The sequence below is a fragment of the Pseudomonas sp. R15(2017) genome, assembly GCF_002112685.1.
GTDB classification, from domain to species: Bacteria; Pseudomonadota; Gammaproteobacteria; order Pseudomonadales; family Pseudomonadaceae; genus Aquipseudomonas; species Aquipseudomonas glycinae.
This window is the reverse complement of record NZ_NEII01000019.1, coordinates 37771-64277: the sequence shown is the minus strand read 5'-3', so window position 1 is coordinate 64277 and position 26507 is coordinate 37771. Positions and strand designations below refer to the sequence as shown.

General features: G+C 61.9%; 17 protein-coding genes. 10 read left to right on the top strand and 7 right to left on the bottom strand.

The genetic code is table 11. The annotated features are described in order from the left end of the window. Positions 1–148 precede the first annotated feature (148 nt). The gene (locus CAF77_RS27745) at positions 149–1432 is read left to right on the top strand and encodes an arsenic transporter (protein WP_064382282.1); all 1284 of its coding nucleotides are present in this window, start codon (positions 149–151) and stop codon (positions 1430–1432) included. Between the two features lie 112 nt (positions 1433–1544). Here CAF77_RS27745 and CAF77_RS27740 read toward each other — a convergent pair whose 3' ends face one another. Continuing rightward, the gene (locus CAF77_RS27740; protein WP_064382281.1) at positions 1545–2495 is read right to left on the bottom strand and encodes a DUF1853 family protein; all 951 of its coding nucleotides are present in this window, start codon (positions 2493–2495) and stop codon (positions 1545–1547) included. A 115-nt stretch (positions 2496–2610) separates the two neighbouring features. Here CAF77_RS27740 and CAF77_RS27735 point away from each other — a divergent pair, with 115 nt between their 5' ends. Genes CAF77_RS27735 through pepN form a run of 6 tightly spaced genes read left to right on the top strand, consistent with a single transcriptional unit; the run spans position 2611 to position 9124 of the window. Further along, entirely contained in the window at positions 2611–3501 is an 891-nt protein-coding gene (locus CAF77_RS27735) for an NAD(+) kinase (protein ID WP_011333623.1), read from the top strand. Continuing rightward, complete coding sequence (locus CAF77_RS27730; RefSeq protein ID WP_170929009.1) at positions 3498–4472, top strand: metallophosphoesterase; 975 nt, start codon at positions 3498–3500, stop codon at positions 4470–4472. Before CAF77_RS27735 ends, CAF77_RS27730 begins: the two co-directional genes overlap by 4 nt. After that, on the top strand, positions 4469–5338 hold the full coding sequence (locus CAF77_RS27725) for a rhomboid family intramembrane serine protease (RefSeq protein WP_064382279.1): 870 nt from the start codon (positions 4469–4471) through the stop codon (positions 5336–5338). The genes CAF77_RS27730 and CAF77_RS27725 overlap by 4 nt, the downstream gene beginning before the upstream one ends. A gap of 30 nt (positions 5339–5368) precedes the next feature. Further along, positions 5369–5629: a YeaC family protein gene (locus CAF77_RS27720; RefSeq protein WP_011333626.1), complete on the top strand. Its 261-nt coding sequence runs from the start codon at positions 5369–5371 to the stop codon at positions 5627–5629. Then, positions 5626–6456, top strand: a complete 831-nt coding sequence (locus tag CAF77_RS27715) for a DUF2797 domain-containing protein (protein ID WP_064382278.1) — start codon at positions 5626–5628, stop codon at positions 6454–6456. The genes CAF77_RS27720 and CAF77_RS27715 overlap by 4 nt, the downstream gene beginning before the upstream one ends. Positions 6457–6466: 10 nt before the next feature. Beyond that, positions 6467–9124: an aminopeptidase N gene (gene pepN, locus CAF77_RS27710; protein ID WP_064382277.1), complete on the top strand. Its 2658-nt coding sequence runs from the start codon at positions 6467–6469 to the stop codon at positions 9122–9124. A gap of 66 nt (positions 9125–9190) precedes the next feature. Here the strand turns inward: pepN and katG are convergent, their stop codons facing one another. After that, positions 9191–11458, bottom strand: a complete 2268-nt coding sequence (gene katG / locus CAF77_RS27705; protein WP_064382276.1) for a catalase/peroxidase HPI — start codon at positions 11456–11458, stop codon at positions 9191–9193. Positions 11459–11732: 274 nt separating this feature from the next. Between katG and CAF77_RS27700 the strand changes: the two genes are divergently transcribed. Further along, complete coding sequence (locus CAF77_RS27700) at positions 11733–12113, top strand: hypothetical protein (protein ID WP_064382275.1); 381 nt, start codon at positions 11733–11735, stop codon at positions 12111–12113. Between the two features lie 96 nt (positions 12114–12209). Here the strand turns inward: CAF77_RS27700 and CAF77_RS27695 are convergent, their stop codons facing one another. Then, a complete protein-coding gene (locus CAF77_RS27695; protein WP_085655748.1) occupies positions 12210–14420 on the bottom strand; it encodes an LTA synthase family protein in 2211 nt (736 codons plus the stop codon). 436 nt (positions 14421–14856) lie between these two features. Here CAF77_RS27695 and CAF77_RS27690 point away from each other — a divergent pair, with 436 nt between their 5' ends. Beyond that, complete coding sequence (locus CAF77_RS27690) at positions 14857–15870, top strand: ABC transporter substrate-binding protein (RefSeq protein WP_085655747.1); 1014 nt, start codon at positions 14857–14859, stop codon at positions 15868–15870. Between the two features lie 166 nt (positions 15871–16036). Here the strand turns inward: CAF77_RS27690 and CAF77_RS27685 are convergent, their stop codons facing one another. The 4 genes from CAF77_RS27685 to CAF77_RS27670 all read right to left on the bottom strand — a co-directional run bounded on the left by CAF77_RS27685 (position 16037) and on the right by CAF77_RS27670 (position 19541). Next, the gene (locus tag CAF77_RS27685) at positions 16037–16513 is read right to left on the bottom strand and encodes a copper chaperone PCu(A)C (RefSeq protein ID WP_085655746.1); all 477 of its coding nucleotides are present in this window, start codon (positions 16511–16513) and stop codon (positions 16037–16039) included. Next, positions 16513–17118 carry an SCO family protein gene (locus CAF77_RS27680; RefSeq protein ID WP_039770777.1) on the bottom strand — a complete coding sequence of 202 codons (606 nt, stop codon included), beginning with the start codon at positions 17116–17118 and terminating at the stop codon, positions 16513–16515. The genes CAF77_RS27685 and CAF77_RS27680 overlap by 1 nt, the downstream gene beginning before the upstream one ends. Before the next feature lie 151 nt (positions 17119–17269). Continuing rightward, positions 17270–18688, bottom strand: coding sequence for an efflux transporter outer membrane subunit (locus tag CAF77_RS27675; RefSeq protein WP_085655745.1), 1419 nt, complete (start codon positions 18686–18688; stop codon positions 17270–17272). A 58-nt stretch (positions 18689–18746) separates the two neighbouring features. Then, positions 18747–19541, bottom strand: a complete 795-nt coding sequence (locus tag CAF77_RS27670; protein ID WP_064382270.1) for a helix-turn-helix transcriptional regulator — start codon at positions 19539–19541, stop codon at positions 18747–18749. Positions 19542–20033: 492 nt separating this feature from the next. Between CAF77_RS27670 and CAF77_RS27665 the strand changes: the two genes are divergently transcribed. Then, a complete protein-coding gene (locus tag CAF77_RS27665) occupies positions 20034–26444 on the top strand; it encodes a non-ribosomal peptide synthetase (RefSeq protein ID WP_085655744.1) in 6411 nt (2136 codons plus the stop codon). The last annotated feature ends 63 nt before the right edge of the window (positions 26445–26507 follow it).

Genomic DNA, 26507 nt, shown 5'->3' with positions numbered 1-26507 from the left:
TAAGCTTTGCCGGGTGGCATTCGCCCTCATGAAAAATCAGAGCGAATACCAACCCAATTTAAGGTTGCAGGGTTCCCCTGCAACATAGAATCTCCCACAGGTATTTTGTTGTGGCTCGTTTTTCTAACCTGATTGAAGGCTGTCGCGAATGCTCGCTGCGTCACTGATTTTTCTGCTGACCATTACCCTGGTGATCTGGCAACCCAAAGGCCTCGGGGTCGGCTGGAGTGCAACGTTCGGCGCCATCGTCGCGCTGATTTTCGGTGTGGTGCACCTGAGCGATATCCCGCTGGTGTGGCAAATCATCTGGAACGCCACTGGTACGTTTGTGGCGCTGATCATCATCAGTCTGTTGCTCGACGAGGCTGGGTTCTTCGCCTGGGCCGCGTTGCACGTAGCGCGTTGGGGGCGGGGCAGCGGGCGCAAGCTGTTTGCTTTCATGGTGCTGCTCGGCGCGCTGGTGTCGGCGCTGTTCGCCAATGACGGCGCGGCGCTGATCCTCACGCCGATCGTGATTTCCATGCTGCTGGCCCTGCGTTTTTCCCCGGCGGCGACCCTGGCGTTCGTCATGGGCGCGGGGTTCATTGCCGACACCGCGAGCCTGCCGCTGGTGGTGTCGAACCTGGTGAATATCGTCTCGGCCGACTTCTTTCACATCGGATTCAACCGGTATGCGGCGGTGATGGTGCCGGTCAACTTCGTCAGCGTCGCGGCCACGCTGGGCATGTTGCTGTGGTTCTTCCGCCGCGACATTCCCAAGGCCTACGACCCGGAGCAACTTGAACACCCGGAAACCGCCATCCACGACAAAGCCACGTTCTACGCCGGTTGGGCGGTGCTGGTCATTCTGCTGATCGGCTGTTTCGCGCTGGAGCCGCTGGGAATCCCGATCAGTGCAATCTCGGCGGTGTGCGCGGCGCTGTTGCTGGCGATTGCCGCGCGCGGGCACAAGATCTCCACGCGCAAGGTGATGAAAGAGGCGCCGTGGCAGATCGTGATTTTCTCGCTGGGCATGTACCTGGTGGTCTACGGGCTACGCAATGCCGGTCTCACCGATTATCTGGCCGGGTGGCTCAATGTGTTCGCCGGTCACGGTGTGTGGGGCGCGGCGATGGGCACCGGGGTGCTGACGGCCTTGTTGTCCTCGATCATGAACAACCTGCCGACGGTGCTGGTCGGCCTGCTGTCTATCGATGCCAGCCAGGCTACGGGGGTGGTGAAGGAAGCGATGATCTACGCCAACGTGATCGGCAGCGACCTGGGGCCGAAAATCACCCCGATCGGCAGCCTCGCGACCTTGCTCTGGTTGCATGTGCTGGAGCGCAAGGACATCCGGATTGGCTGGGGGTATTACTTCAGGGTCGGGATCGTGCTGACCGTGCCAGTTCTGTTGGTCACCCTGGCGGCACTCGCCGTGCGGTTATCCCTTTAGAACAGGTTGGCTTCAATCGCTAGCAAGCTAGCTCCCACAGGTTATGCGGTGAACACGGGATTTGTGGGAGCTGGCTTGCCAGCGATGAGGCCTGTTCAGACGCCGCAAAAAATCAGGACTGGCCGGGCACGTTCGGCCACAGATCCGACACCAGAAACAGCCGCTCGGCTTCTTCCCACTCGCCCCGGGCGTTTTCGGTCAGGCGCACCATCAATTGCGCCGGGGCCAGGGGTTCCAGTTCATCGAGCCAGGCCTGCAAGTGACCGTTGCTCCAGGTCTGATCCGCCGGGTAGTGCGCCGGCGCCAGCCAGGCGTGGCGGGGCAGGGGTTGCCAGCGTCCGGCCGGGCGCTGGGCGACGAACGCCGGCCAGTCTTTCTGGTGCAGCCAGCTGCCACGCAGATGCTGCGGGTGGGCGCCGCTGGGCGGCACCGACTGACCGGGCCACGGATACAGCAGATACCCACCCAGCCACAGTTGCGCACTGAACGACCCGACATCCAGTGCCGCCAGCACTTCGCGGCTTTCCGGGCGAGCGGAGATCGGCAGCTGATGCTCACTCAAATGCGCCAGTTTGCGATCCAGTCGATCATGACAACCCGGCCCCAGCCACGACGCCGGATCATGGCCGTCGCCGTTTTGCGGGCCGAGGTAGAGCTTGATCGCCAGTTCCAGGTGATGCACACCATCGCGGTCACGCAGCAGCATGTCCAGCTCGCCGAGGGTGTGACCTTCGCGGCGGATCGGCAGGTTGGCGGCGATCAGTTCGATGCCCGGCGCGTGTTCCACCGCAAATTGCCACAAGCGCTCGTAATACAGGCCCAGGCGCCGGGTGCGGGCCTGGGACAGCCAGTGCAGCAGGCCGTAACTGTCGCGGTCGAGCTGGCGCAACCAGTGTCCCAGACGTTCGGGGTCGCTGACCCAGTCGCTGCCCGCCAGCGGATGGCGCTGCGGCCACGGGGTGGCGGCGAGCATCGGCGGGGCGAGGATCACCCACGCCAGATCGCGCACCTCGGGGTGGCGTAACTCGTGGGGCAGCTGAAGCAAATCGGGAAATAGGATCATCTTGCGAGCATAGCCTCAAACACCGGTGCAGCCTCGGGGCTGAAAGGATTTTGTCTATCCGGCGCTTTCGCCCATAATCGTGCTTTTCGCCGTCTCAGTCCCCCGCAGGAGTCCCATGGAGCAATTTCGTAATATCGGCATCATCGGTCGCCTGGGCAGCTCCCAGGTGCTGGATACCGTCCGCCGACTGAAACGCTTCCTGCTCGATCGTCACCTGCATGTGATTCTCGAAGACACCATCGCCGAAGTCCTGCCGGGCCATGGCCTGCAAACCTCGTCACGCAAGATGCTCGGCGAAGTCTGCGACATGGTCATCGTGGTCGGCGGTGACGGCAGCCTGCTCGGCGCGGCGCGGGCACTGGCCAAACACAATATTCCGGTGCTCGGGATCAACCGTGGCAGCCTCGGCTTTCTCACCGACATCCGCCCCGACGAGCTGGAAATCAAGGTCGCCGAAGTGCTCGACGGCCATTATCTGGTGGAAAACCGCTTCCTGCTGCAGGCCGAAGTCCGTCGCCACGCCGAAGCTATCGGCCAGGGCGATGCGCTGAACGACGTGGTGCTTCACCCGGGCAAATCGACGCGGATGATCGAGTTCGAACTGTACATCGACGGCCAGTTCGTCTGCAGCCAGAAGGCCGACGGCCTGATCGTCGCCACCCCGACCGGTTCCACCGCGTACGCACTGTCCGCCGGTGGCCCGATCATGCATCCCAAGCTTGACGCTATTGTGATTGTGCCGATGTACCCCCATACCTTGTCGGGCAGACCGATCGTGGTCGATGGCAACAGTGAGCTGAAAATCGTCGTGTCCAAAGATATGCAGATCTACCCGCAGGTCTCCTGCGACGGGCAGAACCACTTCACCTGCGCGCCGGGCGACACCATCACCGTCAGCAAGAAAGCGCAGAAGCTGCGGCTGATCCATCCGCTCGACCACAACTACTACGAAGTCTGCCGGACCAAGCTCGGCTGGGGCAGCAAGTTGGGTGGTGGAGGCGACTGATGCTCGATCCCGCGCGCAGTTATGACCTGATTGGTGACGTGCACGGATGCGCCCTGACCCTGGAACACCTGCTGGACCGTCTCGGTTATCACAAGCAGGGCGGAGTCTGGCGGCATCCGTCGCGCATGGCCGTGTTTGTCGGCGACATCATCGACCGTGGCCCACGGATTCGCGAAGCGCTGCACATCGTCCACGACATGGTCGAAGCCGGTCAGGCGTTGTGCATCATGGGTAACCACGAATTCAACGCACTCGGCTGGAGCACTCCGGCGCCTCCGGGCAGCGGCAAGCAATTCGTCCGTGAACACACCCCGCGCCATGCCCGATTGCTGCACGAAACCCTGACCCAATTCGAAAACCATCCGCGCGACTGGCACGATTTCCAGCAGTGGTTCTACCAACTGCCGTTGTTCGTCGACGCCGGACGCTTCCGCGTGGTGCATGCCTGCTGGGATGCCGGCCTGATCGAGCCGTTGCGCGGGTTGTTCCCCGATGGCTGCATTGATGAACACTTCCTCCAGGCCTCGGCCGTGCCGGGCAGTTTCGCCTGCACCGTGTTCGATCGCCTGCTGCGCGGCACTGACATGCGCCTGCCGGATGGCCTGACCATGACCAGCGGCGACGGCCTGGTGCGTTCATTCTTCCGCACCAAGTTCTGGGAAGACGACCCGCAAACCTACGGCGACATCGTGTTCCAGCCCGATGCACTGCCGGAACCAGTGGCGCAAAAGCCGCTGACCTCCAGCGAAAAGAATTCCCTGCTGCGCTACGGTATCGATGAGCCGTTGCTGTTCGTCGGCCACTACTGGCGCAGCGGCAAACCGGCGCCGATCCGCCCGAACCTCGCGTGCCTGGATTACAGCGCGGTGCTGTACGGCAAACTGGTTGCCTATCGTCTGGATCAGGAAACCCGCCTCGATCCGCATAAATTTGTCTGGGTCGACGTCGAGCGGCCGGAGGTGCTGCGATGAGTGCCATAGCCGTCTTGCGTGTGCCGTTGGCGGCGGACCTGAGTGGTTTCGTCAAACTGCTGCAACGCATGCAAGTGCCCCATCGTGTCAGCGAAGAGGCGGGCGAGCAGGTGCTGTGGGTGCCCTCGGAAATCAGCGACGACGTGCGCTCGCTGTACGAGCGTTTCCCGGCGGGCGACCCTGATCAGCAGCTGGAAATTCCGTCGGCGCCGACGCTCAAGCGCCCGAGCTTCGCCGAGCAACTGAAGCATGCCAAAGCCACCGGATTCATTCTGCTGCTGAGCCTGATCGTCGGCGGGTTGACCTTCCTTGGCGATAACCTCGACACCATGCGCTGGCTGACCTTCCTCGATTTCCGCGTGGTCGGCGACTACATCCACTTCACACCACTGGCCGACAGCCTGGCGGCAGGGCAGTGGTGGCGCCTGTTTACGCCGATGCTGATCCACTTCGGCATCCTGCACCTGGCCATGAACGGCATGTGGTACTGGGAACTGGGGCGGCGCATCGAGTCGCGCCAGGGCAGCGTCAACCTGATCGGCCTGACGCTGCTGTTCGGCCTGGTTTCCAACTATGCGCAGTTCGCGTGGGGCGGCCCGAGCCTGTTCGGTGGCCTGTCCGGCGTACTTTACGGGCTGCTCGGTCACTGCTGGATCTTCCAGCTGCTGGCACCGAACCCGGCCTATCGCCTGCCGCGCGGCGTGCTGGCGATGATGCTGGTGTGGTTGCTGGTGTGCATGTCGGGGCTGGTCTCGATGATCGGCTTCGGCGAAATCGCCAACGCCGCCCACGTCGGCGGGTTACTCATCGGATGCTTCACCGGTTTGTTGGGCGGTTTGTACAACCGCCGTAAACTGGCCGCCTGAATTTTTTGAATAAAGAGCACGGAGACCCTGATGTCCTCTTTTAACGATTTGATCAAGAACATCACCCCGGACATCTATCAGAGCCTGAAACTGGCGGTAGAGATCGGCAAATGGTCCGACGGCGGCAAACTCACCGCCGAGCAGCGCGAGCTGTCGTTGCAGGCGATGATCGCCTGGGAAATGCAGAACCTGCCCGAGGAAGAGCGCACCGGTTACATGGGCCCGCAGGAATGTGCGTCGAAGTCGATCGAAGTGCCGAACATCCTGTTCAAGTCGGACGCCCTCCATTGATCGAGCTCGGCCGCGGTGCAATCAGCAAAATGTCGGCGCGCCTGGACGGGCCGAACGTGCAGTACGCGTTTCGTCTGGATGACGTCGAGGTGCCGGTCAACCCGTTGATCGGCAGCACGGTGCGTCTGGAATACCTGGGGGCGATCCACTGCACCCATTGCGGGCGCAAGACCAAGACCAGTTTCAGTCAGGGTTACTGCTACCCGTGCATGACCAAACTGGCTCAGTGCGACATCTGCATCATGAGCCCGGAGCGCTGCCACTTCGAGGCCGGCACCTGCCGTGAGCCGGAGTGGGGCGAGAAATTCTGCATGACTGACCACGTCGTCTACCTGGCCAATTCGTCGGGGATCAAGGTCGGCATCACCCGCGCCACCCAGTTGCCGACCCGCTGGCTCGACCAGGGCGCCAGTCAGGCGCTGCCGATCATGCGCGTTTCGACGCGGCAGCAGTCGGGCTTCGTCGAAGACCTGTTCCGCAGCCAGGTGGCGGACAAGACCAACTGGCGCGCCTTGCTCAAGGGTGACGCGGCGGCGGTGGATCTGGCGCAGGTGCGCGATCAACTGTTCGAAAGCTGCGCCCCGGGCCTGCAAGGTTTGCAGGAGCGTTTCGGCCTCCAGGCCATTCAAACCATCGCCGATGTCGAGCCGCTGGAAATCCGCTACCCGGTCGAGCAGTACCCGGCCAAGATCGTCAGCTTCAACCTGGACAAGAACCCGATTGCCGAAGGCACGCTGCTGGGGATCAAGGGCCAGTACCTGATCTTCGACACCGGCGTGATCAACATTCGCAAGTACACGGCCTATCAGCTCGCCGTGCATCAATAAGGACTTCAGCATGCGCACCGAACAACCGAAGATGATTTACCTGAAGGACTATCAGGCGCCCGAGTACCTGATCGATGAAACACACCTGACCTTCGAGTTGTTCGAGGACCACAGTCTGGTCCACGCGCAACTGGTGATGCGCCGCAACCCGGCCCGTGGCCCGGGCCTGCCGCCGCTGGTGCTCGACGGCCAGCAGCTGGAACTGCTCTCGGTGACCCTGGCCGACCAGGAACTGAGCGCCGACGATTACCAGCTGACCGAGAACCACCTGACCCTGCAACCGGCCAGCGAAACCTTCACGGTCGACACCAGCGTCAGGATCCATCCGGAAACCAACACCGCACTGGAAGGCCTGTACAAGTCCGGCACGATGTTCTGCACCCAGTGCGAGGCTGAAGGTTTCCGCAAGATCACCTATTACCTCGACCGCCCGGACGTGATGAGCAAGTTCACCACCACCGTAGTGGCCGAGCAGCACAGCTATCCGGTGTTGCTGTCCAACGGCAACCCGATCGCCAGCGGCCCCGGCGAAGATGGCCGGCACTGGGCGACCTGGGAAGACCCGTTCATGAAACCGGCGTACCTGTTCGCGCTGGTGGCCGGGGACTTGTGGTGCGTTGAAGACTCCTTCACCACGATGGCCAATCGCAACGTGGCGCTGCGCATTTACGTCGAGCCGGAAAACATCGACAAGTGCCAGCACGCCATGAACAGCCTGAAGAAGTCGATGCGCTGGGACGAAGAGGTTTACGGTCGCGAGTACGATCTGGACATCTTCATGATCGTCGCCGTGAACGACTTCAACATGGGCGCCATGGAGAACAAGGGCCTCAACATCTTCAACTCCAGCGCCGTGCTGGCCCGCGCCGAAACCGCCACCGACGCCGCGCACCAGCGGGTCGAAGCGATCGTCGCCCACGAATACTTCCACAACTGGTCGGGCAACCGCGTGACCTGCCGCGACTGGTTCCAGCTGTCGCTCAAGGAAGGCTTCACGGTGTTCCGCGATGCCGGTTTCTCCTCTGACATGAATTCGGCCACGGTCAAGCGCATTCAGGACGTGGCGTACCTGCGTACCCACCAGTTCGCCGAAGACGCAGGTCCCATGGCCCACGCCGTGCGCCCGGACAGTTTCATCGAGATTTCCAACTTCTACACCCTGACCGTGTACGAAAAGGGCTCGGAAGTGGTCGGCATGATCCACACCCTGCTGGGCGCCGAAGGCTTCCGCAAGGGCAGCGACCTGTACTTCGAACGCCACGACGGTCAGGCCGTGACCTGCGATGACTTCATCAAGGCCATGGAAGATGCCAACGGCGTCGACCTGACCCAGTTCAAGCGCTGGTACAGCCAGGCGGGCACACCGCGTCTGGCGGTGAGCGAGTCTTACGACGCCGCTGCGAAAACCTACAGCCTGACCTTCCGCCAGAGCTGCCCGGAAACCCCGGACAAGGTTGAAAAGCTGCCGTTCGTGATTCCGGTGGAACTGGGCCTGCTCGACCGCCAGGGCAACGAGATTGCCCTGCGTCTGGCCGGCGAAGACTCGGCTCAAGGCACCACCCGGGTGATTTCGGTGACCGAAGCCGAGCAGACCTTCACCTTCGTCGACATCGCCGAACAACCGCTGCCGTCCTTGCTGCGTGGCTTCTCGGCGCCGGTGAAACTGAGCTTCCCGTATAACCGCGATCAGTTGATGTTCCTGATGCAACACGACACCGACGGTTTCAACCGCTGGGATGCCGGTCAGCAACTGTCGGTGCAGGTGCTGCAAGAGTTGATCGGCCAGCAGCAAAAGGGCGAAAGCCTGGTGCTCGACCCACGTCTGGTTTCCGCTTTGCGCACGGTGCTGTCGGACGAAACGCTGGATCAGGCGATGGTCGCGGAAATGCTCTCGCTGCCAAGCGAAGCGTACCTGACCGAAATCAGTGAAATCGCCGACGTGGACGCGATCCACACCGCCCGCGAATTCGCCCGTCAGCAACTGTCGGACAACCTGTTCGAGGCACTGTGGCTGCGTTATCAAGCCAACCGCGACCTGTCGAAGCAAACCCCGTATGTGGCCGAGGCCGAGCATTTCGCCCGTCGCGCGTTGCAGAACATCGCGCTGTCGTACCTGATGCTCAGCGGCAAGCCGCAAGTCCTGGCGGCAACCCTGGAACAGTTCGACACCTGCGACAACATGACCGAGCGCCTGACCGCGCTGGCGGTGCTGGTCAACTCGCCGTTCGACGAGCAGAAAGCCAAAGCCCTGGCCAGTTTCGCCGAGCACTTCAAGGACAATCCGCTGGTCATGGATCAGTGGTTCAGCGTGCAGGCCGGCAGCACCTTGCCGGGCGGTCTGGAGCGCGTGAAGGCGCTGATGCAGCACCCGGCGTTCAACATCAAGAACCCGAACAAGGTGCGTGCACTGGTCGGTGCGTTTGCCGGGCAGAACCTGATCAACTTCCACGCGGCGGATGGCTCGGGTTATCGCTTCCTGGCGGATCTGGTGATCGAGCTGAACGGCTTCAATCCGCAGATCGCCTCTCGCCAATTGGCGCCGCTGACGCGCTGGCGCAAGTACGACAGCGCTCGTCAGGCGCTGATGAAGGCGGAGCTGGAGCGGATTCTGGCTTCGGGGCAGCTGTCCAGCGATGTGTATGAAGTGGTCAGCAAAAGCCTTGCCTGAAGTCTTTTCAGGGCAATAAAAAACGCCGCTCGATGAGCGGCGTTTTTGTGGGTCGATGAAAAGCCCTTATTGGCGCAGATCAAACCGATCCAGATCCATCACCTTCGCCCAAGCTGCAACGAAGTCCGTGACGAACTGTTCCTTCGCATCGGAACTGGCGTATACCTCGGCCAGCGCCCGCAGCACCGAGTTGGAGCCGAACACCAGATCGACCCGGGTCGCCGTCCACTTCACGCTGCCGGTTTTACGGTCGCGGCCTTCGAACTCGGTTTTGGACGTTGGTTTCCATTCCACACCCATGTCCAGCAGATTGCGAAAGAAGTCGTTGGTCAAGGTGCCGGGTCTGTCGGTGAACACGCCGTGCTGGGTCTTGCCGACGTTGGTGTCCAGCACGCGCAGGCCGCCGATCAACACGGTCATTTCCGGCGCCGAAAGCGTCAGCAGTTGCGCCTTGTCGATCAGCAACGCTTCGGCCGGCACGCGATAAGTGCTGGCCGCGTAGTTGCGGAAGCCGTCGGTGTGCGGTTCAAGGAAGCCGAACGACTCGACATCGGTCTGCTCCTGAGTCGCATCGGTGCGCCCCGGGTTGAACGGCACGGTCACCGTGTGCCCGGCGTTTTGCGCCGCTTGTTCGACCCCGGCATTACCGGCCAGCACGATCAGGTCCGCCAGCGAGAGTTGCTTGCCTGCCGCCCCGGCGTTGAACTCGTTCTGAATGCCTTCGAGGACTTTCAATACCTTGTCCAGTTGCTCCGGCTGGTTGGCCTGCCAGAATTTCTGCGGTGCCAGACGCAGGCGCCCGCCATTGGCGCCGCCGCGTTTGTCCGAACCCCGGAAGGTCGATGCGGCCGCCCAGGCAGTGGAAACCAGTTCCGAAACGGACAGCCCCGACGCCAGTACCTTGCCTTTCAGCGCCCTGATATCGCTGTCGTCCACCAGTGGATGCGTGGCCTCGGGAATCGGGTCTTGCCACAGCAGTTCTTCCTGGGGCAATTCCGGGCCGAGGTAGCGCGACAGCGGGCCCATGTCACGGTGAATCAGCTTGTACCAGGCGCGGGCGAAGGCGTCCGCCAGTTGATCGGGATTGGCCAGGAAGCGCCGCGAAATCTTCTCGTAGGCCGGGTCGAAACGCAGGGCCAGGTCGGAAGTGAGCATGGTCGGGTCGATGCGTTTGTTCGGGTCGTGGGCGTGCGGAATGGTGCCAGCGCCGGCGCCGTTTTTCGGTTTCCACTGATGGGCGCCGGCGGGGCTCTTGGTCAGTTCCCACTCGAAGCCGAACAGGTTTTCCAGGTAGTTGTTGCTCCACTTGGTCGGGGTGGTGGTCCAGGTCACTTCCAGGCCGCTGGTGATGGTATCGGCGCCTTTGCCGGTGCCGAAGCTGTTTTTCCAGCCCAGGCCTTGTTCTTCGAGGCCGGCGGCTTCCGGTTCCGGGCCGACGTTATCGGCGGGGCCTGCGCCGTGAGTCTTGCCGAAGGCGTGACCACCGGCGATCAGGGCGACGGTTTCCTCGTCGTTCATGGCCATGCGGCCGAAGGTTTCGCGGATGTCCTTGGCCGAGGCCACCGGGTCGGGATTGCCTTCGGGGCCTTCCGGGTTCACGTAGATCAGGCCCATCTGCACGGCGGCGAGCGGGTTCTCGAGATTGCGTTCGCCCTGATTGGTGCGGCTCTCTTCATTGCCGTGTTCGGCAGGTTCAGCCACCAGCGTGCCTTCGCCCGGCGGCTGCATGGATTCCGGATCCTTGCCGTAACGGTTGTCGCCGCCCAGCCATTTGTTTTCCGAGCCCCAGTACACGTCTTCGTCCGGTTCCCAGACGTCCGCGCGGCCACCGGAGAAACCGAAGGTCTTGAAGCCCATGGATTCCAGCGCGACGTTGCCGGTGAGAACGATCAGGTCGGCCCAGGAAATGTTGCGGCCATACTTTTGCTTGATCGGCCACAGCAGGCGGCGGGCCTTGTCGAGGCTGACGTTGTCCGGCCAGCTGTTGAGCGGGGCGAAGCGTTGCTGGCCGGAGCCGGCGCCACCCCGGCCGTCAGCGGTGCGATAGGTGCCGGCGCTGTGCCAGGCCATGCGGATGAAGAGCGGGCCGTAGTGGCCGAAGTCCGCTGGCCACCACTCCTGGGAGTCGGTCATCAGCGCCGTCAGATCGCGTTTGAGGGCCTGGAAATCAAGGCTTTTGAAAGCCTTGGCGTAGTCGAAGTCCTTGCCCATCGGATCGGATGCGGGCGAGTGCTGACTCAGGATTTTCAGGTTCAGTTGATTCGGCCACCAATCGCGGTTCGTCGTGCCACCGCCGGCGGCGTGATTGAACGGGCATTTCGATTCATTTGCCATGTTCGGGTCCTTATCAGGTCTTCTGCGGCCGGCTCGTGCCGACTTCGGAGTAGTAAGGCTAGACCCGACTCGGCGAGTCAGCTAATAGGCGAAGTATTGCTATCTGATAGAGCTGCTCTCTCACAAAAAACGATGAGTAATGATGATCGTGGTGGTTACTTCGAATAGTGATAAAAAACTGTCGTAAATGACAGTTGGGGCGTGCAGTCGTCAAGTGTAGGTTTGAGTTGTGAAAGATGTAAAAGCCCCTCCATCCTTAAAAAAGGAAGTTTGTATGAGCCAAAATGTATACGGACCCAGCACAGGTACTTTTGATGCCTATATCAACGGCGTGCCGTTTCTTAAGAGCGACTTGGTTAAATTTCACAAGTCAAACAATGGGGACATCATTCAAGGTTATGACAATAAAAATAATTTCATAGTTTTTTTTATTGGTCTATTAGCGGGAGGGCCGCATGAAGTGATGTATGACCCGAACTCACCGGTCGCATGGACCGTCCAAATCGACAATGAAATTTATGCTATCGAATCCGGGCATGTGATCGTAACTATTGACCAAGATCACGCTAGCGTAACGGGTACAGTCAATTTCGTTTTGCAGGGTAATAAAGGGACGGTGACCGGGGATTTTAATATTACAAACCGGGTGGTTTAACCCAATAAGAAGCCGATTCAGGCAGACAGTGTGGCGGCCGGTGCGCTTTACCATCCAGGAGCAGCCTTCGGGTCGCTCCTGCATTGTCCACGGCGATCAACTGGATTGCGCCGTCTCGTCAGCCGGCGTTTCATCCAGCATATCTTCCTGCCCCGGCAGTTCGGTGATCACGCTGAAGTCACTGACTTCCACCGCGCCCAGCCCATACCCCAACAAGTGGAACGAGAACGCCTTGCGCGGTTGCGGGTTGTCGAAGCTGAAGTCCATTTCCAGCGGCTGATCCGCCGTGGCGACCATCTCGGTCGGCAGGCCCAGTTGCACGTCCTGCTCGAACTCCTTGGCCTTGAGCTGAATGTACGCCGCCTGCTGCGGATCCACCGAACGCACGGTCAGGCGCACGCGGGTGTGGGAGCCCTTAGGCATTTCCAGGTATTGCGCGCCGATCAGGTTGTCGGCCCAGTCGTCCTTGATCTGCGCTTGCAGCGGGATGACGTTGGCGCTGCCGAACTGATAGCGCTGGTTGAGCGGGGTGCGCAGCAGCGACAGGTCCAGGGCGGAGGCGCGGGCGGCGATGTCCCGGGCATTCTGGCCGCTGGCGTTGCCCTTGAACGTGGCGCTTTCGGCGATGAATCCTTCACTGGCGTAATTGCGGCAACGGCGTGGCATGTCGCATTCGGTCAGGAGGCCGCGACCGTCGTGATAACGCAGCTTGCCGTTGGTGAACGACATGATTTCGCGGCCAGAATCGTAATCGCGAAACAGCGAGCGACCGCTGAGGGCGGAGGGTACCGGAAAGTCGAAGTAATCCAGAATCGACGCGCTCAGGTCGACGTGACCGTAGACCCCGGCGTTCAGGCGCGGCAGTTGCGCCTGCTCTGGCGCGAGGGTCAGGTTGAAGCCCCAGGACGACGCGAGACGGACGCCATCGATGCCGTGGGATTCGTCCGAGGTGATGACCACCAGCGTGTCTTTCAGCACGCCCTGGCGTTCGAGGCCGCTGAGAAACTGTTCCAGTGCATCGTCCAGATAACCGACGGCGGCTTGTTTGGGTGTGTCGTAGCGTTGCAGGTATTCCTCCGGCGCGGAGTAGGGCTGGTGGGTGCCGACGGTCAGCAGCGTGAGCATCCACGGCTGTTTCTGCTTCTTCAGGTCGCCGACGTATTTCAGCGCGCCTTCGAAGAACGCCTTGTCATCCTTGCCCCACGGGAATTCCAGGTAGTTGGCGTTGGTGAACCACTCCAGGCCATGGGTCGCATCGAACCCGATGTGCGGCATGATCTTGTCTTTGGCCATGAACCGCAGCCCTGCGCCTTGCAGGTAGTGAGTGGCAAAACCGTGCTGACGCAACTGAGCCGGCAGGCAGGCCTGATTGCGCTCGTGCTGGGTCAGCATTTCCACGCCTTTGGGCGTGCCGTTGTCGAGTTTGTCGTAATCGCCGCAGAGCATGGCGTACAGACCGCGAATGGTCTGGTGGGTGTGCAGCACGTAATCCGGGGTGTTCATGCCGCGCTCGGCCCAGCGGCTGAGGTTGGGCATCAGGTCTTCCTGATAATGGCTGCCGATGGCCTGGCGATTGGCGCCGATGTAGGCGCCGGGAATGCCTTCGAGCGCGACGATCAGCACATTGCGCGCCTGGCCCTTGGCCGCCAGCAGCGGATGACCGTTCAGATCGACATCGGTGAGGCCGGCCATCGGTGGGGGAGCTACCTGAGTGTCGCCGTCCAGCCATTCTTCGGCCTGCATCTGCACGTCGGCGACCTGCGCGGCGAGCAGTTGGTGCGGCAGGTTGTACAGACGCCATGGGTCGGCATCGCTCGGGTTCAGGTGCTGCGCCCCCCAGTACGCGCAGAACAGCAGCACCGGCGTCGCCCAGGCTGTGCGGGGCAGAGCGCGAACCGGTGTTGCACGTCGAGTCCAATGACTGAGCAGCCACAGGGCCAAGGCCACCAGCAGCGCAACCGCCACACCGGGATGGGCGAATCCGCCGCCGGTGGAGTTTTCCACGAACTGCGGGTCGATCAGGTAATGCAGGTCTGCCACGGTCGGCAGGCGGCCGACTGCGCTGACCAGTTCAGCGGTCGCCACCGCCAGCAATCCCCAGAACAGCAGCACCGGCAGCGCCAGCCACCAGGGACGGCGATGCAACAAAACCAACAGCAGACTGCCGATGGCCAAGTCCGAGAGGTAACCGAACAGGCTCGACCAGCCGAGCGCCGCGCGCAGGCACACCGGCACGATCAGTACCATCAAAACCAGAGAAAGAAGGCGGGCATCCAGGCGCCGCAGCCGTTGAAAAAGAGCGCTCACAAAAAAGACCTTCCAGCCATTAAACCGTCATAAAAGTGTGGGCGATGATACCAAGGGTGGGCTGTCTGATCGCCTTTTTAAACGGCTGGGTGATCTGGTTCCGGAGGGCGCTGTTAGCCACCCGGATGAGCTGGGGCCTTGATTGGCGACCGTCATGGCGGTTTTCCGGCCTGATTGCGGCGGCGGTTTTATTGTTTCAGGCTGTTTAAGCGGCATTCACCTGCGTGTGACATTGTTCCCCGAAGCGGTCAGCGTAGAGGCGTCGGCGAGCAACGGGTTGCAGCGGTGTTCGATGGCCAGGACGCGGACTTGCAAGCGTTTCTGCAAGGCAGACGTTCAGGTGATATCAATATGCGATAACGGTATTTAAATTTCGTTTTTTATAGCGATAGAGTCCCGCCTCACAGATTTCCCTGTATATCACTGCGAGGTTGTCATGACCCTACCGTTCAAACGTTCTGCACTGACGCTGCTGGCGGCCTCGCTGGCTGGCGCACTGCTCGGCAACACTGCGCAAGCCGAAGGCAAGATCAGCATCGCCCAGCAATTCGGCATCGGTTATCTGATTCTGGATGTGGTGCGCGATCAGCAATTGATCGAGAAACACGGCAAGGCTCAGGGTCTGGACATCAAGGTCGACTGGAACAGCATTTCCGGCGCCACTGCGATGAACGAAGCGCTGCTCACCGGATCGCTGGACGTGGTCTCGGCGGGCGTGCCGCCGATGCTCACCGTATGGGATCGCACCAAGGGCAAGCAGAACGTCAAGGCCATCGCTTCGCTGGGCTCGATGCCCAACTACCTGCTGACCAATAATCCGAACGTGAAAACCCTCAAGGACTTCAGCGACAAGGATCGCATCGCCGTGCCGCCGGCGGGCGTGGGCTTCCAGTCACGCACGCTGCAGATCGAAACGGCCAAGGAATTCGGCAATGACCACTACAAGAAATTCGACGACATCTCCGTCAGCCTGCCGCACCCGGATGCCACGGCTGCACTGATCGCCGGCGGCTCGGAAATCAACGCGCATTTCTCCAGCCCGCCGTTCCAGTATCAGGCGTTGCAGAATCCCAACGTGCATAAAGTGTTGAGTTCCTACGATGTGCTCGGCGGCCAGGCCACGTTCAACGTGCTCTACACCACGGAAAAATTCCACGACGAAAACCCGAAAACCTACAAGGCCTTCTATGACGCCTTGGTCGAGGCCGAGAAGATCATCAAGGCCGATAAACCTGCGGCGGCTCAAGCCTACATTCGGGTTGAACAGTCGAAACTGCCGCTGGCGCTGGTTGAGAAAATCGTCACCGATCCGGAAATCGATTTCACCGTGGTGCCGCAACGCACCTTTATCTATGCAGAGAAATTGCAGGAGCTGGGTGTGCTGAAAAACAAGGCGGACAGCTGGAAGGATTATTTCTTTGAAGAGGCGCATGGCGGGGCGGGAAGTTGAGCAGCCGTGATTGCTGAACCATCCGCCCGTCCTCTTGCCGGATGAGCGCGCATCAGGTGTGCCCGTACTCGAAAGCGACGCGCAATAACATCCAGGCCGAAGTGACGCTGGTTTGAAACAGCGCCGGCCTGCCGCATTGCACGGGCAGGCCGGCTCGATCAGGCGATCAATGCATCTTGCTGTGATCGTGGCCTTCCATGGTCAGCGCCTTGACTGGTGCTTTCACTTCAACGGTTTCTTTTTCGCCCTTGGCGTTTTCCACGGTCAGGGTCAGCGGCACGCTGTCGCCTTCCTTCAACTGAGCGGTCAGGCCCATCAGCATCACATGGTAGCCATTCGGATCGAAGTTGATGGCTTTGCCCGCCGGCAGGTCGACCGATTTCACCGGGCCCATGCTCATCACGTCGTTCTTCATGGTCATCTCATGAATCTGCACGTCCTTGGCCGCCGGCGAAGCAACGCTGAGCAGCTTGCTGTCGCTGTCGGCGGTGACGGTCATGAATGCGCCGCTCGCCGACTGGTTCGGCACGGTCGCACGCACCCAGGCGTCGTCGACTTTGGTCTGCGCCGATACCTGGAAAGCCAGTCCCAGCAGGGACAGGCCCAGTGCGGCACGTTTGATGTGGTTCAGAAAAGGGTTCATCAGCAGACCTCCATGACGGTAAGCAAATCTTCCGTGCACTCTTGTGCAGAAAGCGATTGAGACAGGCCCACACGCAACGTGCCCCGGGTGTCGTAGACATAACTGGTGGCGGTGTGGGAAAGGGTATAGGTGTCGCCGGCCGGGACCTTTTCGTAGAACACGTCGAATTCCTTGGCCGTGGCCTTGGTTTCTTCGAGGGTGCCGTACAGCGCGACGAAGCTTGGATCGAAGGTCTTGACGTAGGCGTCGAGGATCTCCGGCGTGTCGCGTTCCGGGTCGAGGGTGATGAACACCACTTGCAGGATGTCGCCGTCCTTGCCCATCAGCTTCTTGATTTTCGCGGCGCGGGCCAGCGTCGTCGGGCAGATCGCCGGGCACTGGGTGAAACCGAAGAAGATCATCGGCATCAGGCCGCGAAAGCTCGACAGCGTCACGGTGTTGCCTTCGGTGTCTTTGAGCTTGAAGGTGCGTCCGAGGATCTTGTCGCTCAGATCCTTGCCGTACTTGTACGACAGTTCGCCGCGGGTGTCGCAACCGGCGAGCAGGCCGAGACCGAGCACGCCCATTCCCGCAAGCACCTTGCGGCGAGTCAACAAAGCCGTCATTTCATACCGCCCTTTGGAGCCCGCCAGTCGGCAGGACAGGCGGGCGGGTTAACCGTAAAAGCGGCGCATGATACCAAAATGATCCGGCAGGTCGGTTTTTGATCACCCGTCAATGTCGGAACGGGCGACAAAAGGTGTAAGAAAAAATGACTCAAGGTGTTGGCGGAAGTGGCTCGACCGGGCTCCAGCCGCCGCCCAGCGCAGTGTACAGATTCACTTGTGCTACCAGTTGCGCCAACCGGTCGGTAATCAGCCCTTGCTGAGAACTGAACAACGAACGCTGGGCATCGAGGAACGTCAGGCTGCTGTCGACGCCGCTGCGATAGCGGTGTTGTGCCATGTCGTAATAATCCTGGGTCGCCTGCACCAGATCGCGCTGGGCCTGGAGCTGTTGTTCGTAGGTCTGGCGCGCCGCGAGGCCGTCGGACACTTCCTGGAATGCCGTCTGAATGGTCTTTTCGTACTCGGCGACGCTGATGTGCTTCTGTAGCTTCGCGTAATCCAGGCTCGCCCGCAGGCTGCCGGCGTTGAAGATCGGCAGGTTGATCTGCGGCTGGAACGTCCAGGCCCCGGAGCCGCCCTTGAACAGCCCGGACAGATCGCGGCTGGACGTCCCGGCGTTGGCCGTCAGGCTGACACTCGGGAAAAACGCCGCTCGCGCCGCGCCGATGTTGGCATTGGCGGCGCGCAGCTTGTATTCGGCCTGGAGAATGTCCGGCCGACGTTGCAGCAGATCCGAGGGCAATCCGGCCGGCACGGTTGCCACCAGATCACTGTCCAGCGGACGCGCCGGCAGGTGCTCGGGCACCGGCGCGCCCACCAGCAACGTCAGGCTGTTCAAGTCCTGGGCGACCTGGCGCTGATAACGGGCCAGGCTCGCGCGGGTGCTGTCGACACTGGTCTGCGCCTGAATCTGATCCAGCGCCGAGGACTTGCCGGCCTCGCGGTTGCGAGTGGTCAGGTGCAGGCTGCGCTCGTCGGCGGCCAACGTTTCCCGAGCCAGCGCCAACAACTCCTGATCGGCGCGCCAGGTCAGGTAGGCGTTGGCGACGTTGGCCACCAGCGTTAATTGCGCACTGCGCCGCGCCTCTTCGGTGGACAGCCAGGTCAGCAGCGCCTGCTCGCTGAGGCTGCGCACCCGGCCGAAAAAGTCCAGTTCATAGGCGCTGATGCCCAGATTCACCGAGTAGGTCGAGGTGATTGCCGCTTGGGTGCGAGTCACGCTGGACGGCAGCCGCTGACGCAGCTCGTTGGCGTTGGCCGACACCGCCGGCAGCAGGTCGGCGCGCTGGATGCGGTATTGCGCCTGAAACGCCTCGACATTCAGGGCAGCTACCCGCAGATCGCGATTGTTGACCAGCGCGCTTTCAATCAATTGCTGCAACGCCGGGTCATTGAACAGCGCGCGCCAGTCCTCGAGGCGCAGAGTGGCCGGGGATTGCGCGGCATACGCCGGACCTTGCGGATACTGCGCAGCGCTCGGCGATGCCGGTCGCTGGTAATCGGGAATCAACGTACAGCCGCCCAGTAGCAGCGCGGCGCACAGCAGGGAAATCGACAACCTGGACATCAAACAGCCTCGTTCATGAAAGAGCGGACGCCGGGCGCCCGAAATGAGAAACGCCGGATCAGGCCCCGGCCATCCATTTCGCCAGACCGTGTCGCCCGCTGACCCCAAGCTTGGCGGCCGCACGCTTGAGGTAGGTCTCGATCGAGCTGTTCTTGACCCGCAATTTTTCCGCCATCTGCGGCACGGTGCCGCCGGTCAGCAGACCCAGACAGACCTCTTTCTCACGCACCGACAAGGTGATGTCGCCCAGCGCCAGACGCTCGTCGAACACCTGTTGCAACGGCGTCTGGGGTTGATCGGCTTGTGGCGCGCGGAGTTGGCGGGCGGTGACTTGGCGACTGATGTGCGCGTGGCGTTCGATCAAGGGCAGCAGGGTGTCGGACAGGCGCTTGAGGAACGACAGTTCCGGCAGGGAAAACACCCGATGCGTGCGGGGGCGGTAGAACGAGATGACGCATCGGCGGTTGGACGAGCGCGATACCAGGTTGCATTGGTGGACACTGTGGTGCGGGTGTCGATGCTGGAGCGAGGCTTTCAGTTGAATCAACAGCGAGTCGTTCATTTCGATCATTTGCTGCAACAGCGGGTGGTCATCCGGGTGCTGCAACGGATCCGGGGGCGGAAAGGTGTCCGGCAAACCCGCACTGCCCAACGCCTTGATCTCGACCACGCTGGACTGCCGTTCGTCCAGGGTCCACTCACTGAGATGGACGCGGTTGACCGGAACGAGGCTGTCGACCAGCTGGAACATGTTCGAGGCAAAACGCTCGTTGCCGGTGCTGGCGATCAATTCCCCCAGCTGCCAGTAGAAGTGCGGATTTTCCATGTTGCGAAGACTGCCGGTCAGATTCATATCCTTGTCATCCTTGATTTAAAGCCATTGCCGAATCGTCTGCCGTGCATGCACCCGTGAAACACCCACCCCACCGTTTCTCCATGAAATCGATCTGGAGCGGGATTTAAGCCTATGCATTTGTCCTACGTCTGTAGGGGAAAACAGGGACACAAAATGCCACCATCTCCGAAAAAATGGCGTCACGTTTCTGTCAGATGAGTGTGTCAGTTCACGTCGTCCGTGACTGAACGGTCTAGTACGAACCCCGGAATCCGGGGCTCGTCCCGCCGCGCTCCGAGTTTGCGAGGCGCTACCCGATAGCAAAGTGTGGCGATTGTCCTACAGGATTTTCAGCTATTTCTTTCCGAACTTTTAGGGGAATCGCTGACTTCTGCGGCCTTGTTGCTTCGCAGAACTGTACAAAGTGAGGAGAGTTGTCCGGGTTTCACGTGTCACGCGGATTTCAGGGCCGATGCTTGAATACGCGCCAAATCACGTGAGATGGATCTTATGAACCAATTTGCTGCCGATGCGGCGGACGGTCTGTCCGCGACTTCCGAGGCGTTCCCGCTGACCACTGCCCAGCGCGACATCTGGCTCGATCAACTGCGTCAGGGGAGTTCGCCGATGTACAACATCGGTGGCTATGTCGAACTGACCGGCCCGCTGGATCCGGCGCTGATGCAGGCGGCGCTTGAAGGTCTCGTGGCCAGGCATGACGCCATGCGCACGATTCTGTTGCCGGGGGCCGGTGAGCATGGGCTGCCGTTGCAGTGTTTTGCCCCGGCCATGCCGGTGCCGATGCAGGTCCACGATTTTCGCCGCCATCCTGATCCACACGCCGATGCGCGCCAGCTGAGTCAGCAATGCATTGAGCAGCCGTTCCTGCTGGACGGCGGGCCGTTGTACCGGTTTTGTCTGATCTGGCTCGATGACGACTGTCACTGGCTCTCACTCCAGGCCCATCACCTGATCGTCGATGGCTGGGGGTTCGGCGAGATGCTCAAATCCCTCGACGAGATTTACAACGCGCTGGCGCTCGGACAGCAGCCGCCCGATTCGGCGCCGTCCTATGTCGATTTCATCCATGACGATGCGCGATATTTTCAGTCCCCCCGTTACGCCCGCGACCGTACGTATTGGCTGGACAAATACCAGCACCGGCCCGAGCCGCTGTTGTTGCCGCGTTATCAGGAACGCTTTGCCGACGCTGCCGCACCGACGCGGATTTTCTCGCAGGTGTTTCCGGCTCGCTTGCACGAGCGCATGAAGCAGGTGGCCCGGGAGTACGGCGCCTCGGCGTTTCATGTGCTGCTGGCAGCGATCCATGTGTATTTCAGCCGCAGCGCCCAGCGTGACGAATGGGTGGTGGGGGTGCCGCTGCTCAACCGCTCCGGCGCCCGGTTCAAATCAACCCTGGGGCTGTTCACCCAGGTCAGCGCGGTGCGCATGGGGTTTGGTCGCGAGTTGTCATTCAAGACGCTGGTCAAGGCGATTCACGACGAATTGAAAAAAGACTTCCGCCACCAGCGTTTTCCCTTGAGCGAGATGAACCGCGCCCTCGGCTTGCTGCGCGAGGATCGCTCGCAGCTGTTCGAAGTGACCGTGTCCTATGAGCGCGACGCCCATGAATATCGCTATGGCGAAGCACAGGGGCGAGTGGTCAAAGTGTCGAACCACGAAGAGGGTACGCCGCTGTCCGTGCACTTGCGCAGCAGCCGGGGCGACGACGAGGACAGTCTGTACATGGTGTACAACGAAGCCTACTTTGACGCCGATGAAATCGCGGCGCTGAGCGGGCGCTTGCTGTGGGTGCTGGAGCAGGGGCTTGAAGACCCGGCGCTGATGGTGGGTGATTTCAGCCTGAGCCTGCCGGCCGAATCGGCGCTCTTGCAGCAGTGGAACGACACGCGCGCGCAATACCCTCAAAACCTGACCATCCACCAGCGCGTCGAAGCGCAAGTGGCGACACGCCCGGATGCGGTAGCGGTCGAATTGCAGGGACAGCGGCTGACCTATGCCGAGCTGAACCGACAGGCCAACGCCCTGGCCCACCATTTGATCGGGCTTGGCGTACGACCCGACGCCCGCGTGGCGCTGGTCGCGCGCCGAGGGCTGGACACGCTGGTCGCGCTGCTGGCGATTCTCAAGTCCGGCGCCGGTTATGTGCCGGTCGATCCGGCTCATCCTGCGGAACGGCTGAGCTATTTATTGCGCGACAGTGCTCCGGCCGTGGTCCTGACCCAGCGCGATCTGCGCGAACGCTTGCCGGTGCTCGACGTGCCGGTGATTGAAATCGATTCGCGTGCCTGGCCGATCAACGATCTCAACCCTGATGTTTCGGGTCTGACCACCGAGCATCTGGCCTACGTGATCTACACCTCCGGCTCCACCGGCCAGCCCAAGGGCGTGATGGTCGAGCATCACACGTTATCGAATCTGGTCGACTGGCATTGCACGGCCTTCGACCTGAGCGCCGGTTGCCACACTTCAAGTCTCGCCGGCTTCGGCTTCGACGCCATGGCCTGGGAAGTCTGGCCCGCGCTGTGTGCCGGCGCGACCCTGCACCTGGCGCCGTCCCGTGATGGCGGCGAAGACATCGACGCGCTGCTCGACTGGTGGCGTGCGCAACCGCTGGACGTGAGTTTTCTGCCGACCCCGATTGCCGAGTACGCCTTCAGCCGTCACCTCGAACACCCCACCCTGCGCACACTGCTGATCGGCGGTGATCGACTGCGCCAGTTCAATCACCAGCAGACGTTCGCGGTGATCAACAACTACGGCCCGACCGAAGCGACGGTGGTCGCGACCTCGGGCCGAATCGAACCGGGCCGGGCGCTGCACATCGGCAAACCCGTGAGCAATGCCACGGCCTATCTGCTGGATGACCGGCAGCGTCCGGTGCCGATTGGCGTTCCCGGTGAGTTGTACGTCGGTGGCGCCGGCGTAGCGCGGGGTTACTTCAACCGCCCTGAGCTGACCGCCGAACGTTTCCTCGACGATCCATTCAGCCGCGAGCCCAACGCGCGGATGTACCGCACCGGCGACCTCGCACGCTGGCGCCCTGACGGCACTATCGAATACCTGGGCCGCAACGACGATCAGGTGAAAATCCGTGGCGTGCGCATCGAGCCCGGCGAAATCGAAGCGGCGTTGAGCAGCCATGAATCCGTGCGCGATGCGGTGGTGCAGGTGCGCGACGGACATTTGCTGGCCTGGTTCACCGAACGCCAGCCGCTGGATATCACGCAGCTGCATGCTCACCTCAAGACCCGTCTGCCCAGCGCGATGCTGCCATCGGCCTACGTGCGTTTGACGGCGTTGCCCCTGACGGCCAACGGCAAACTGGATCGTCAGGTGTTGCCGGCGCCGGGGCCGGAGGCGTTGATCCGCCGCGAATATGAAGCCCCGCAAGGCGACGTCGAAATCCTCCTGGCGCAGATCTGGGCCGAGGTGCTGCAAGTCGAAAAGGTCGGGCGTCACGATCACTTCTTTGAACTCGGCGGGCACTCGTTGCTGGCGGTCAATCTGATCGAACGCATGCGCCAGCTCGGCATGAGCAGCGATGTGCGCGTGCTGTTCGGCCAGCCGACATTGGCGGCACTGGCCGCGTCGGTGGGCAGTGGCCGCGAGGTCGAAGTGCCTGCCAACCGTATTCCGCCGGGTTGCACGCAGATCACCCCGGATCTGTTGCCGTTGGCAGAACTGGATCAGGCCACCCTCGACCGGATCATCGCCACGGTGCCGGGCGGAGCGGCCAACGTGCAGGATATTTATCCGTTGGCGCCGTTGCAGGAAGGCATTCTTTATCACCACATCACCGCCGCGCAGGGTGATCCGTACCTGCTGCAGTCGCAGCTGGCGTTCGACAGTGTCGAGCGGGTCGAGGCCTATGCGGCGGCGCTGCGTCAGGTCATGGCGCGCCACGATATCCTGCGTACCGCCGTGGTATGGGAAGGCTTGACCAACCCGGTGCAGGTGGTCTGGCGCGAAGCCGAACTCCCGGTACAGGAAATCACCCTCGATCCGGCCGAGGGCGATGTCCTCACTCAATTGCACGAGCGCTTCGATGCCCGGCGTTATCGCATCGACGTCAGTCAGGCGCCGCTGATCCGGCTGATGTATGCGCGCGACCCGGCTCATGGGCGGATCGTGGCAATTCTGTTGTTCCATCACCTGGCGCTGGATCACATCGCGCTGGAAGTCCTGCGCCATGAAATGCGCGCCCACCTGCTGGGGCTCAATGAACCGCTGTCGCCAGCGGTGCCGTATCGCAATTACGTGGCCCAGACCCGGCTTGGAGTCAGCGAACGGGAACATGAAGCGTTCTTCCGCGAGATGCTCGCCGACATCGACGAGCCGACCTTGCCGTTCGGTTTGCAGGATGTGCAGGGCGACGGGCGCGGCATCGATGAAGCCGTGCGCATGCTTGCGCCGGAACTGGATCGGCGTTTGCGCCTTCAGGCGCGGCAGGCAGGCGTCAGCGTGGCCAGCCTGATTCACCTGGCCTGGGCGCAGGTGCTGGCGGCGACCTCGGGGCAGGAGCACGTGGTGTTTGGCAGCGTTTTTATGGGCCGGATGCAAGGCGGCGAGGGCGCGGATCGGGCGCTCGGGGTGTTCATCAACACCTTGCCATTGCGGGTGGACATGGACCGGGGCGCGCGCGATGCGGTGCTGCTCACCCACGCCCGACTGACCGACTTGCTCGGGCACGAACATGCATCACTGGCGCTGGCCCAGCGTTGCAGCGGTGTCGCGTCACCGGCACCGCTGTTCAGTGCGTTGCTCAACTATCGGCACACCGACCTTGAAGCGCAGGAATCGGTGTCGGACCCAGCCTGGCAAGGCATTCAGACCCTGGAAAACGAAGAGCGCACCAACTACCCGATGACCTTGAGCGTCGATGATTTGGGCAGCGCTTTGCAGATCACCACGCGAACCCTGATGAGCATCGGTGCGCAGCGCATCGGCGACTACGTGCAAACCGCGTTGCAGACGCTGGTGGATGCGCTGGAGCAAACTCCGCAACAGCCGCTGAATCGCTTGCCGATCCTGCCGGCGGCGGAGCTTGAGCAACTGCTGGTCGAGTTCAATGCCAGCGAAGTCGATTGCCCGCTCGATCAGCCGCTTCAGGTGCTGTTCGAGCAACAAGTGCAACGCAAGCCCGACGCCATCGCGTTGCAGGCTGGCGAGCAACAACTGACCTATCGCCAACTGAACGAACAGGCCAACCGTCTGGCGCATCATTTACGCGAGCACGGTGTGCAACCCGATTCGCGGGTGGCGATCTGTGTCGAACGCAGCCTGGACCTGGTGGTCGGCCTGCTCGGCATTCTCAAGGCGGGCGGCGCGTATGTGCCGCTGGACCCGGACTATCCGCTGGAACGCCTGCATTACATGCTGCAGGACAGCGCCCCGGTGGCGGTACTGGTGCATGACGCCACCCGCAATCTGTTGGGCGATCCGGGTGTGCCGGTCATCGATTTCGACCGTTGCACCTGGCAGGGCGCGTCGACTGAAAACCTGCAAGTACCGGGTTTGAGCGCTGCGAACCTGGCCTACATGATCTACACCTCGGGCTCCACCGGCACGCCGAAGGGCGTGATGATCGAGCACCGAAGCGCCTGCAACATGGTGCACTGGGGCTCGCAGATCAGCCCGCCGACCGAGCACGGCGCGCTGCTGCAGAAGGCGCCGTTCAGCTTCGACAGTTCGGTGTGGGAGATTTTCTGGCCGCTGTGTTCCGGCCTGCGGCTGGTGCTGGCGCGTCCCGACGGCAACCGCGATTCGGCCTATGTGACTCAGGTGATTCGCGAACGGCAGATCACCGTGGTCAAGTTCGTGCCGGCGCTGCTGCAACAGTTCATCGAACAGGACGATGTCAGCCAGTGCATCAGCCTGACCGACGTGCTCAACGGTGGCGGTGAGTTGACCGCCGCACTGGCCCGGCGCGTCCGCGAGCGCCTGCCGTGGGTGCGTCTGCATAACGTTTATGGACCGACCGAAACCACGGTCGACAGCACCGGCTGGACGCTGGAACCGGATCAACCGGTGCCGGAAGCCGTGGTGCCAATCGGCAAGGCCTTGAGCAACACCCGACTCTACGTGCTGGATGCCCACGATCAACCGGTGCCGTTCGGTGTCAGCGGACATTTGCACATCGGCGGGGTCGGGGTCGCGCGGGGTTATCTGGGGTTGCCGGACATGCAGGCCGAGCGCTTCATCGACAGCCCGTTCGTGGCCGGTGATCGCCTGTATCGCACCGGCGATCTGGTGCGCTACCGCGCGGACGACAACCTCGAATTCCTCGGCCGCAATGACTTCCAGATCAAGCTGCGCGGCCTGCGTCTGGAACCGGGGGAAATCGAAGCACGGTTGATCGAGCACCCGGCGGTGCGTGAAGCGGTGGTACTGGTGCGGGACGAGCGGCTGGTGGCGTATTTCACCGTGCGCGAAGGCTTCGACGCGCCCCCCATCGAAACCTTGCGCGCCCATGTGCTCGAGCGTTTGCCGGAGTACATGGCGCCGGGCGCCTACGTAAAACTCGACGCATTGCCCCTGACCCCCAACGACAAGGTCGACCGCAAAGCCTTGCCGGCACCGGGGGCAGAGGCGGTGCTCAGTCGCCGCTATGAGGCGCCCGAGGGCGAAGTCGAAATCCGGCTGGCGCAGATCTGGGCCGAGGTGCTGCAACTGGAGCAGGTCGGGCGCAATGACCACTTCTTTGAACTCGGTGGGCATTCGTTGCTGGCGGTCAGTCTGGTGGCGCGCATGCGTCAGGCCGGGCTGCACGTCGATGCGCGGACGCTGTTCAGCCAGCCGACTCTGGCCGCGCTGGCGGCGCAAACCTCGGCGCAGGCAAAACAGCTGGAAGTGCCGCAAACCACCATTCCGACGCTCAACCGCAAACGTCGGCTCTGAGGCGACATCGGCGTCGATTCGCGGTTCCCGCGGATCGACGCCATGACTGTCCGGTCACGGGGC

What these genes read in the sequence shown, in the direction of transcription:
- CAF77_RS27745 (WP_064382282.1), top strand. Translation starts at nt 149, where the DNA reads ATGCTCGCTGCGTCACTGATTTTTCTGCTGACCATTACCCTGGTGATC.
- CAF77_RS27740 (WP_064382281.1), bottom strand. Translation starts at nt 2,495, where the DNA reads ATGATCCTATTTCCCGATTTGCTTCAGCTGCCCCACGAGTTACGCCAC.
- CAF77_RS27735 (WP_011333623.1), top strand. Translation starts at nt 2,611, where the DNA reads ATGGAGCAATTTCGTAATATCGGCATCATCGGTCGCCTGGGCAGCTCC.
- CAF77_RS27725 (WP_064382279.1), top strand. Translation starts at nt 4,469, where the DNA reads ATGAGTGCCATAGCCGTCTTGCGTGTGCCGTTGGCGGCGGACCTGAGT.
- CAF77_RS27720 (WP_011333626.1), top strand. Translation starts at nt 5,369, where the DNA reads ATGTCCTCTTTTAACGATTTGATCAAGAACATCACCCCGGACATCTAT.
- pepN (WP_064382277.1), top strand. Translation starts at nt 6,467, where the DNA reads ATGCGCACCGAACAACCGAAGATGATTTACCTGAAGGACTATCAGGCG.
- katG (WP_064382276.1), bottom strand. Translation starts at nt 11,458, where the DNA reads ATGGCAAATGAATCGAAATGCCCGTTCAATCACGCCGCCGGCGGTGGC.
- CAF77_RS27700 (WP_064382275.1), top strand. Translation starts at nt 11,733, where the DNA reads ATGAGCCAAAATGTATACGGACCCAGCACAGGTACTTTTGATGCCTAT.
- CAF77_RS27690 (WP_085655747.1), top strand. Translation starts at nt 14,857, where the DNA reads ATGACCCTACCGTTCAAACGTTCTGCACTGACGCTGCTGGCGGCCTCG.
- CAF77_RS27685 (WP_085655746.1), bottom strand. Translation starts at nt 16,513, where the DNA reads ATGAACCCTTTTCTGAACCACATCAAACGTGCCGCACTGGGCCTGTCC.
- CAF77_RS27680 (WP_039770777.1), bottom strand. Translation starts at nt 17,118, where the DNA reads ATGACGGCTTTGTTGACTCGCCGCAAGGTGCTTGCGGGAATGGGCGTG.
- CAF77_RS27675 (WP_085655745.1), bottom strand. Translation starts at nt 18,688, where the DNA reads ATGTCCAGGTTGTCGATTTCCCTGCTGTGCGCCGCGCTGCTACTGGGC.
- CAF77_RS27670 (WP_064382270.1), bottom strand. Translation starts at nt 19,541, where the DNA reads ATGAATCTGACCGGCAGTCTTCGCAACATGGAAAATCCGCACTTCTAC.
- CAF77_RS27665 (WP_085655744.1), top strand. Translation starts at nt 20,034, where the DNA reads ATGAACCAATTTGCTGCCGATGCGGCGGACGGTCTGTCCGCGACTTCC.